Source organism: Janibacter sp. CFPM2_SD2 (genome assembly GCF_057364645.1).
Genome location: NZ_JBNFOF010000132.1, coordinates 1 through 9,104, shown reverse-complemented (window position 1 = coordinate 9,104; position 9,104 = coordinate 1). Strand labels below are relative to the sequence as shown.

Sequence of the window (9,104 nt, the reverse complement as noted above, 5' to 3'; positions counted from 1 at the left end):
CAGTGCGGCGGCGCGGGGGCGCGGACAGGCGCTGGCGTAGGAGGTGGTCGGCACGGGTCCGGCCGCCCCCCGCTGAGGGTGCTGCGGCGGCAGTGGCGCGGTGGGCTGGTCCATCGTGGGGCTCCTTCTCGAGGCTGTGCTCCCACTCTCGTCCGCGCACTTCGGACCGCCCTTGGTCCCACCTGTCAGTCTCCTGTGCGCCCAGCGCCCGGGGTCGCGCTAGACGCGTGCGGGCCGGACCGGGGTCGCACCGGGCAGCTCGACGTGGAAGGTCGCGCCGCCTCCCGGCGTCTCGCGGACGTCCGACGTCGCCCTGGTGCTGGCCGACGATCGCGGCGACGATCGCCAGCCCGAGACCGCTGCCGCCGCGGGCGCGCGAGCGGGCCTTGTCGACGCGGAAGAACCGCTCGAAGACCCGCGCGGCCGCCTCGGGGTCGATGCCGGCGCCGTGGTCACGCACCTCGATGACCGCCCGGTCGCCGACCTGCCCGGTGCGCACCTCGACCGCGACGTCGTCGGCGGTGTGCATGAGGGCATTGCCGATGAGGTTGCTGAGCACCTGCCGCAGGCGGCCGTCGTCACCCCGCACGACGACCGGCCGCAGCTCGCCGTCGAGACCGACGAGCTGGATCCGGCGGTGCGGCGCGCGGGCGCGCGCGTCGTGGACGGTCTCGGCGCACAGGACGACGAGGTCGACGTCGGAGAGCTCGAGCGGCCGCTGGTCGTCGAGGCGGGCGAGCAGCAGCAGGTCGTCGACGAGCCCGGTCATGCGGGAGGCCTCGCCCTCGATCCGGTCCATGGCCTGGGTCGTCGCCTCGGGCCCCTGCACCGCGCCCTGGCGGTAGAGCTCGGCGTAGCCGCGGACCGTCGCCAGCGGGGTGCGCAGTTCGTGGCTCGCGTCGGCGACGAACTGGCGCATCTTGGTCTCCGACGCCTCCTGGACGGCGAAGCTGCGCTCGACCTGCCCGAGCATGGAGTTGAGCGAGTCGCTGAGGCTCGCGACCTCGTCGTGGCTGTGCCGCACCGGCACGCGTCGGGTGAGGTCTCCGGCGGCGATGGCCGCGGCGGTGTCCTCGATGCGACGAAGGGGGCGGAAGGCCCGGCGGGTGGCGAACCAGCCGAGGACGCCGCAGGTGACGAGTGCACCGAGGCCGACGGCGAGGGTCACGGCGACGTAGCGGCCGATGATCTTGTTGACGCCCGACAGCGGCATACCGATCGCGAAGGTCGAGCCGTTGGTGTAGCGGCCGGCGATGAAGCGCCACTTGGCGGTGCCGTCGACCGAGGTCACCGTGAAGGGCTCCTGGGTCAGCACGCGCACGTCGTCGGCGTGCAGGACCGGCACGTCGGGCCGGGAGGTCTCGCCGGTGGGGAAGCGGTAGCGCCACGGGCCCCCGTCGCCGGGCTGGCGCACGAAGTAGAGGTTGGTCGGGCTGCCGTCGCTGCCGCTGTAGATGTCGGTCGGGTCGTCGGTGCCGTAGTAGGAGGCCTCGTCCTCGGCGATCGGGATCGCGACCGTGCGCAGCTGCTCGTCGACATTGGCCTCGAGGTCGCGCTGCAGCAGCCAGGCCATGGCGGTCGAGGTCGCGACGAGGGCCGCGAGCAGCAGGGCGAGCAGGATGACGATCAGCCGCCAGGTGAGCGGCATCGCCTCGAGCTTGCGGACGACGGGTGCGGTGACCCGCTCCATGCTCATGCGGGGCTCACTCGGGAGGCAGGCGCAGCACGTAGCCGAAGCCGCGCTTGGTGTGGATCAGGGAGGGCAGGCCCTCGGTGTCGATCTTGCGCCGCAGGTAGGAGATGTAGGACTCGACGATGCCCATCTCGCCGCGGAAGTCGTAGTCCCACACGTGGTCGAGGATCTGCGCCTTGGACAGCACGCGGTTGGGGTTGAGCATGAGGTAGCGCAGCAGCTTGAACTCCGTCGGCGAGACGTCGATGACGCGGCCGGCGCGGCGCACCTCGTGGGCGTCGTCGTCGAGCTCGAGGTCGGCGAAGCTGAGCACCGACTCGCTCGAGGGCACGTCCTGGGTGCGGCGCAGGATCACCCGGATGCGGGCGATGACCTCCTCGAGGGAGAAGGGCTTGGTGACGTAGTCGTCGCCGCCGACGGTCAGGCCCTTGAGCTTGTCGTCGAGGGAGTCGCGTGCGGTGAGGAAGAGGATCGGCTGGTGCCGCTCGGAGGCCCGCAGCTGCGCGGCGACCTCGAAGCCGTCGGTGTCGGGCAGCATGACGTCGAGGACGATGAGGTCGGGCTCCATGCGGTGGACCGCGTCGAGTGCGCTCGCCCCGTCACCCGCCACCTCGACCTCGAAGCCGGCGAAGCGCAGCGACGTGGCGAGCAGCTCGCGGATGTTGGGCTCGTCCTCGACGACCAGCAGGTGGGGGACGTCGACGGAGGTCGTGGGAGTGCTCACCCCATCGAGTGTGCTCCCGTTGTCTGGGCGTCGGCTGAACGCCGGCTGTGCCGGCCGCCTGTTGCGCTGGTCACGGACTGACAACGAAGGGGGCGGGGAGACCGGCGGAACCCCCCTTCGCGCTGATGATTTGGTCGGGTGGAGGGACTCGGAGGACCGGGACCGGCTCGGGGAAGACCCTCCGATGGGAGGAAACCTGTGCGCCACACCAAGACCCTGGCCGGAACGGCCGCGCTGACCCTCGCCCTGACCCTCGCGGCCTGCGGCGACTCCGAGTCGGACAGCTCGTCGGGGGACAAGCTGTCGGAGCTCAAGGACAAGGGGACGATCACCGTCGCCTTCGCCGGCGAGGAGCCCTACTCCTTCGAGAAGGACGGCGAGCTCACGGGAGCGACGATCGCCCTCCACAAGAAGATCTTCAAGGACATGGGGATCGAGGAGGTCAAGGGCGTCAAGACCGAGTGGAACGCCCTCATCCCGGGCCTGAAGGCCGGCCGCTTCGACGTCATCTCCGCCGGCATGTCGATCCTGCCGGACCGCTGCAAGGAGGCCTCCTTCGGCGACCCGGAGATCCTCTACACGACGGCGCTCATGGTGCCCGAGGGCAACCCGAAGAACCTCAAGAACCTCGACGACGTCAAGAAGTCCGGCGCCAAGCTCGCGACGATGAGCGGCGCCATCGAGACCGACTACGCCAAGTCGCTCGACATCGAGGCCACCCAGGTCAAGACTCCCCAGGACGGCATGGACGCGGTCGCGCGCGGCAGCAGCGACGTCTTCGCGCTCACCGGGATCTCGCTGCGGACCATGGACGAGAACAACCCCGATGTGAAGGTCGAGGTCACCGACTCCTTCGTCGCCGTCGTCGACGGCAAGGAGCAGGTCGGTGCCGGTGCGACCGTCTTCAAGAAGGGTGACGACACCCTGCGCGACGCCTACAACAAGGAGCTCGCCAAGATCACCGGTGACGAGAAGGCCTACACCGACGTCATCGGTGAGTTCGGCTTCACCGACGCCGAGCGGCCCAAGGGCGACCTGACGACCGAGCAGCTCTGCAAGGGCGAGCTGCCGGACGCCAAGTGACCGATCATCTCGACACGCTCCGGGATGCCCTGCCGAGACTGGGCGAGGGCGTGCTCGTCACGCTCCAGCTCACGCTCGGCGGGGCCCTGGTGGCCTTCGTCGTCTCGGTCGCCCTCGGCCTGCTGAGCATCAGCCCCGTCGCGCCCCTGCGGTGGCTCGCGACGATCATCGTGGAGTTCTTCCGCGGGACCTCGCTCGTCGTCCAGCTCTTCTGGCTCTACTACGTCATGCCGCTCTTCGGCGTGAGCTGGGATGCCGTGCTCACCGGCGTCATCGCGCTGGGGCTCAACTACGGCGCCTACGGGGCCGAGATCGTGCGCGGCTCGATCAATGCCGTCGACCGCGGCCAGTGGGAGGGCGCCAAGGCCCTCAACATGTCGCCGCTGACCCGGATGCGACGGATCATCTGGCCGCAGGCCTGGGTGCTCATGCTCTCGGGCTACAACAACCTGCTTGTCATGCTCATCAAAGGCACGGCCGTGGCCCTCTTCATCGGGCTGCAGGACCTCGCCTACGAGATCGACCAGCTGCGCATCAACACGACGACGGTCTTCGCCTACGGCATCGGCCTGGTCATCTACTACCTCTTCGCGCTCGTCTTCTCCTCCGGGCTGAGGCAGCTGGAGAAGCGGGCGCGCCGGCGGCTCGGCCTGCCCGCTCGGAGCGCCCACGCCGGAGCGGGGGTGGCGCTGTGATGATGCCCGCCATCACCTTCGAGGAGTTCTGGAGCTGGGAGGCCGCGCGCGAGCTGGCCCCCGAGATCATCGAGGCCTTCTTCACGGCCACCCTGCTCATCACCGTCGTCGGCACGGCCGTCGCCGTCGTCGTGGGCCTGCTCCTGGCCGTCATCACCCAGGTCGCGCCGGCGATCCTGTCGCGCCCCGTGCGCTGGGTCATGGACGTCATCAGGATGACGCCGCTGATCGTCCAGCTGGTCTTCGCGAAGTTCCTCGTGCCCGTGGACTGGGACATGCTCTGGGTCGGGACCGTGGTCATCGGCATCCACTACGCGACCTACATGGCCGAGTCCTTCATCGCCGGCATCCGCTCGGTCGACGCCGGCCAGTGGGAGGCGGCCCGCGCGCTCAGCCTCCCGCAGGGGCGCACGTGGCGGGACATCGTCCTCCCGCAGGCGCTGCGGTCGACGCTCCCGGCGCTCGGCAACTGGGCCATCTCGATGTTCAAGGACACCCCGTACCTCTTCGCGATCTCCGTGCTCGAGATGGTCACCGTCGCCCAGCAGGCCGGTGGCAACACCTTCCGCTACAACGAGGCCTTCACCATCGCGGGCCTGATCTTCCTCGTCGCCAGCCTGGTCACCGCGGTGGCCGTGCGCAGATTGGAAAAAGCTCTTGTCTACTGACCCGACCGGGGGGACGCCCCCTTCGTCCACCCCCGTCATCCGCTTCGAGGACGTCGAGAAGTCCTTCGGGGACCACACGGTGCTGTCGGACCTGCACTTCGACGTCGCGCAGGGCGAGCGGGTGACGCTCATCGGCCCGAGCGGCTCGGGCAAGACGACGATCCTGCGGCTCGTCATGACGCTCGAGGAGCTGACCGGTGGCTACATCTGGATCGACGGCAGGCCGCTGACCCACGACCGGCGTGACGGCAAGCGGGTCCGCCTGCGGGAGAAGGAGGTTGCCGCGACCCGCAAGAAGATCGGCATGGTCTTCCAGCACTTCAACCTCTTCCCCAACATGTCGGTCATCGACAACGTCACCGAGGCCCCCGTGCACGTCCTCGGCCGGAGCAAGGACGAGGCCCGCGAGCGCGGTCTGGCGCTGCTCGACCAGGTGGGGTTGAAGGACCGCGCCGACGAGCACCCCAGCCGCCTCTCCGGCGGTCAGAAGCAGCGGGTCGCGATCGCCAGAGCGCTCGCGATGGACCCCAAGATCCTGCTGCTCGACGAGGTGACCTCGGCGCTCGACCCGGAGCTCGTCGGCGACGTGCTCGGTGTGCTGCGCGATGTCGCGGACTCGACCGACATCTCGATGCTCATCGTCACCCACGAGATGCAGTTCGCCCGCGACGTCTCGCACAAGGTGATGATGTTCGATCACGGCCAGATCCTCGAGCAGGGGACACCCGACGCGATCCTCAGCAACCCCGAGCACGAGCGGACGAAGCGCTTCCTGACGTCGATCCTGTGACGGTCTACAGGTCGTCGGCGTCGACGATGCGATAGGCGTAGCCCTGCTCGGCGAGGAAGCGCTGCCGGTGGGCGGCGAACTCCGCGTCGACGGTGTCGCGGGTGACGACGGTGTAGAAGTGCGCGGTGCGACCGTCCCCCTTCGGCCGCAGGACCCGACCGAGGCGCTGGGCTTCCTCCTGCCGCGAGCCGAAGGTGCCGCTCACCTGGATGGCGACGGTCGCCTCGGGCAGGTCGACGGAGAAGTTGGCGACCTTGGAGACCACGAGCAGGCTGGAGCGGCCCTCGCGGAAGTCGGCGAAGAGCTCCTGGCGCTCCTTGACCGAGGTCTCACCGGTGATGAGGTCGGCGTCGAGCTGCTCGGCGAGCTCGTGCAGTTGGTCGAGGTACTGGCCGATGACGAGCGTCGGCTCCCCGCGGTGCTGCTCGACGAGCGAGCGGACGACGGGCAGCTTGACCGGTGAGCACGACGAGAGCCGGTAGCGGTCGTCGGGCTCGGCCGTCGCGTAGGCCATCCGCTCGGAGTCGCTGAGCGTCACCCGGACCTCGACGCAGTCGGCGGGCGCGATGTAGCCCTGCGCCTCGATGTCCTTCCACGGTGCGTCGAAGCGCTTGGGGCCGATGAGCGAGAAGACGTCGGCCTCGCGGCCGTCCTCGCGGACGAGGGTGGCCGTCAGACCGAGCCGGCGGCGGGCCTGCAGGTCGGCGGTCATCCGGAAGATCGGCGCCGGCAGCAGGTGGACCTCGTCGTAGACGATCAGGCCCCAGTCGCGGGCGTCGAGCAGGTCGAGGTGCGGGTAGACGCCCTTGCGCTTGAGCGTGAGCACCTGGTAGGTCGCGATGGTGACCGGGCGGATCTCCTTGCGCGCCCCGGAGTACTCGCCGATCTCGTCCTCGGTGAGCGAGGTGCGCTCGAGCAGCTCCTGCTTCCACTGCCGGGCACTGACGGTGTTGGTCACGAGGATGAGCGTCGTGGCGCTCGCGGCGGCCATCGCGCCGGCCCCGACGAGGGTCTTGCCCGCGCCGCACGGCAGGACGACGACGCCGGAGCCGCCGTCCCAGAAGCCGTCGACCGCCTGCTGCTGGTAGGGCCGCAGGGTCCAGCCGTCCTCGGTGAGGTCGATGGGGTGGGCCTCGCCGTCGACGTAGCCGGCCCGGTCGTCGGCGGGCCAGCCGACCTTGAGCAGCTCCTGCTTGAGCGTGCCCCGCTCGGAGGGGTGGACGACGACCTCGTCGGGGGAGAGCTGTGCGCCCAGGAGCGGCTTGATCTTCTTGTGCCGCATGACCTCGGTGAGCACGGCCCGGTCGGTGGCGCGCAGGACGAGCTGCTCACCATCCTTCTCCAGCACGAGACGGCCGTAGCGGTCCATCGTCTCGGCGACGTCGACGAGCAGCGCCTGCGGCACCGGGTAGCGCGAGTGGGTGAGCAGGGCGTCGACGACCTGCTCGGCGTCGTGGCCCGCGGCGCGGGCATTCCACAGGCCGAGCGGGGTGACCCGGTAGGTGTGGATGTGCTCCGGGGCGCGCTCGAGCTCGGCGAAGGGGGCGATGGCCCGGCGGGCGTCGGCGGCCCGCTCGTGGTCGACCTCGAGGAGCAGGGTCTTGTCGCTCTGGACGATCAGCGCACCGTCGGGGGCGGCCCCCACCTCAGGCCTCCGACAGCGCGATGAGGACCACGAAGCCGATGGCGGCGAGGATGTGGAAGGCGGTGGTCGCCGCGAAGCAGATCCAGCCGTAGCGGGTCATCCGGTCGGCCTCGTCGGGCTCCGACGAGTTCTTCGTCAGCGCGATGATGCCGAGCGTGAGCGAGGGGATGCCGATGATGCAGCAGTAGACGCTCATCGTCGCCAGCGCCGACAGGATCACCAGGACGATCGGCGAGGCCGGCACCGGGCGCACGGGCGTCGCGTAGGCATAGGGCGGCGGGGCGCCCGCTCCGGGCGGGGCCGCCATCGGCAGCTGCGTCGTCGGCGGCTGCTGGGGCTGCTGCTGCGGGTAGGGCAGGGGCGGCTGCGAGGTCTCGGGCTGGTTGCCCGGGACATAGGGGTCGCTCGAGTACGGGTCGGCGGAGTAGGGGTCCGGCCGCTCGTCCGGGTACGGGGTGTTGCTCATGCCTGTGGTGTCCTCCCGGGTTGGTGCAGCAGCCGGGTCCACGGTACGTGATGGGCCATGATGGGCCGCATGAGTCGTGCACTGCCGCAGACCGAGCCCGCCGCCGACCTGCCCCGTCGGGTGACGATCTACGAGGTCGGTCCGCGCGACGGCCTGCAGAACGAGAAGGCAAGCGTCCCGACCGAGGTCAAGGCGCAGTTCGTGCGCCGGCTCGCCGCCGCCGGCCTGCAGACGATCGAGACGACCTCCTTCGTCTCGCCCCGCTGGGTGCCGCAGCTCGCCGACGCGACCGAGCTGCTCGCCGACCTCGACGAGGTGGGGCGCGGCCCCCTTCGCCCCGTGCTCGTGCCCAACGAACGCGGTCTCGACCGGGCGCTCGAGGCCGGGGTCGGGGCGGTCGCGATCTTCGGCAGCGCGACGGAGACCTTCGCCCAGAAGAACCTCGGGCGCTCGCGGGCGGAGTCGGTCGAGATGTTCGCCCCCGTGGTCAAGCGCGCGCAGGACGCGGGGCTGTGGGTGCGGGCCTATGTGTCGATGTGCTTCGGCGACCCGTGGGAGGGGCCGGTGCCGGTGGGCCAGGTGGCCGACGCCTGCGCCGAGCTCATGGACCTCGGCTGCGACCAGCTCTCCGTCGGCGACACGATCGGCACCGGGACGACCGGCCACGTCGAGGCGCTGCTCGCCGCGCTCGACCAGCGGGGGATCGGGGTGGACCGGATCGGCGTGCACTTCCACGACACCTACGGGCAGGCCCTGGCCAACACGCTGACCGCGCTGCGTGCCGGCGTGAGCGTCGTCGACGCCTCGACCGGTGGACTCGGCGGCTGCCCCTATGCCAAGTCGGCCACGGGCAACCTCGCGACCGAAGATCTCGTGTGGATGCTCGACGGTGCCGGCGTGGAGACCGGCGTCGACCTCGACGCTCTCGTCGAGACGAGCGTGTGGATGGCGCAGGAGCTCGGCAAGCCGTCGCCCTCTCGGGTGGTCAAGGCGCTGTCCGGCGGCTGACCGGCGGTGAGCGGCCGGGGCGGCTACCCAGCGGCGAAGGGAGCGGGGCTCAGCCGTCGATGACGACGCCGGTGATCCGGTGCAGCGAGTAGACCTGCGGGACCCCGTCGACCTCGCCGACGACCCGCCCGCCCTCGACGGACGCCGGGTGGAAGAGCACCCGCCGGGTCGCGCCGACCGCGTCGGTCACCCCGACCCAGGCCGGCAGCCGGTCGGCGGCCGCCTCGCGCAGCAGCGCCGAGCTGCTCGCCGGTCGAGTGCAGGGATGGTCGGCCCGTCGGGCGCCGCGGTGGCGGTCGAAGGTGCTGCGCACGCACGTCGCCCACGACGAC

The 9,104-nt window shown here is 70.6% G+C and carries 9 protein-coding genes and 1 pseudogene; 5 read left to right on the top strand and 5 right to left on the bottom strand.

The features are described from left to right. Together AC2W7J_RS12370 and AC2W7J_RS12365 are read right to left on the bottom strand one after the other, a co-directional pair. Window positions 1-1,696 (bottom strand): sensor histidine kinase (locus AC2W7J_RS12370; protein WP_485982738.1); only part of this gene is annotated, 1,696 nt, incomplete at its 3' end. A 7-nt stretch (window positions 1,697-1,703) separates the two neighbouring features. Continuing rightward, window positions 1,704-2,417, bottom strand: coding sequence for a response regulator transcription factor (locus AC2W7J_RS12365; RefSeq protein ID WP_255185181.1), 714 nt, complete (start codon window positions 2,415-2,417; stop codon window positions 1,704-1,706). A gap of 198 nt (window positions 2,418-2,615) precedes the next feature. On the opposite strand from AC2W7J_RS12365, the gene ehuB reads away from it, so the two are divergent. From ehuB to ehuA, 4 genes are read left to right on the top strand one after another with little or no spacing between them, the layout of a single operon-like run. Beyond that, entirely contained in the window at window positions 2,616-3,500 is an 885-nt protein-coding gene (gene ehuB, locus AC2W7J_RS12360) for an ectoine/hydroxyectoine ABC transporter substrate-binding protein EhuB (RefSeq protein ID WP_485982735.1), read from the top strand. Continuing rightward, window positions 3,497-4,195: an ectoine/hydroxyectoine ABC transporter permease subunit EhuC gene (gene ehuC, locus AC2W7J_RS12355; protein WP_255185183.1), complete on the top strand. Its 699-nt coding sequence runs from the start codon at window positions 3,497-3,499 to the stop codon at window positions 4,193-4,195. The genes ehuB and ehuC overlap by 4 nt, the downstream gene beginning before the upstream one ends. Further along, window positions 4,195-4,863 carry an amino acid ABC transporter permease gene (locus tag AC2W7J_RS12350; RefSeq protein WP_255185184.1) on the top strand — a complete coding sequence of 223 codons (669 nt, stop codon included), beginning with the start codon at window positions 4,195-4,197 and terminating at the stop codon, window positions 4,861-4,863. Before ehuC ends, AC2W7J_RS12350 begins: the two co-directional genes overlap by 1 nt. Beyond that, on the top strand, window positions 4,853-5,653 hold the full coding sequence (gene ehuA, locus AC2W7J_RS12345) for an ectoine/hydroxyectoine ABC transporter ATP-binding protein EhuA (protein ID WP_427802835.1): 801 nt from the start codon (window positions 4,853-4,855) through the stop codon (window positions 5,651-5,653). Before AC2W7J_RS12350 ends, ehuA begins: the two co-directional genes overlap by 11 nt. A gap of 4 nt (window positions 5,654-5,657) precedes the next feature. Here the strand turns inward: ehuA and AC2W7J_RS12340 are convergent, their stop codons facing one another. Beyond that, window positions 5,658-7,298 (bottom strand): DNA repair helicase XPB, encoded by a 1,641-nt coding sequence (locus AC2W7J_RS12340; RefSeq protein ID WP_255185186.1) that lies wholly within the window; start codon window positions 7,296-7,298, stop codon window positions 5,658-5,660. 1 nt (window position 7,299) lies between these two features. After that, window positions 7,300-7,764: a hypothetical protein gene (locus tag AC2W7J_RS12335; protein ID WP_485982732.1), complete on the bottom strand. Its 465-nt coding sequence runs from the start codon at window positions 7,762-7,764 to the stop codon at window positions 7,300-7,302. A gap of 69 nt (window positions 7,765-7,833) precedes the next feature. Here AC2W7J_RS12335 and AC2W7J_RS12330 point away from each other — a divergent pair, with 69 nt between their 5' ends. Then, a complete protein-coding gene (locus AC2W7J_RS12330; protein ID WP_485982730.1) occupies window positions 7,834-8,772 on the top strand; it encodes a hydroxymethylglutaryl-CoA lyase in 939 nt (312 codons plus the stop codon). A gap of 49 nt (window positions 8,773-8,821) precedes the next feature. Here AC2W7J_RS12330 and AC2W7J_RS12325 read toward each other — a convergent pair. Next, window positions 8,822-9,104: pseudogene (locus AC2W7J_RS12325) on the bottom strand (hypothetical protein); the annotation flags it as partial.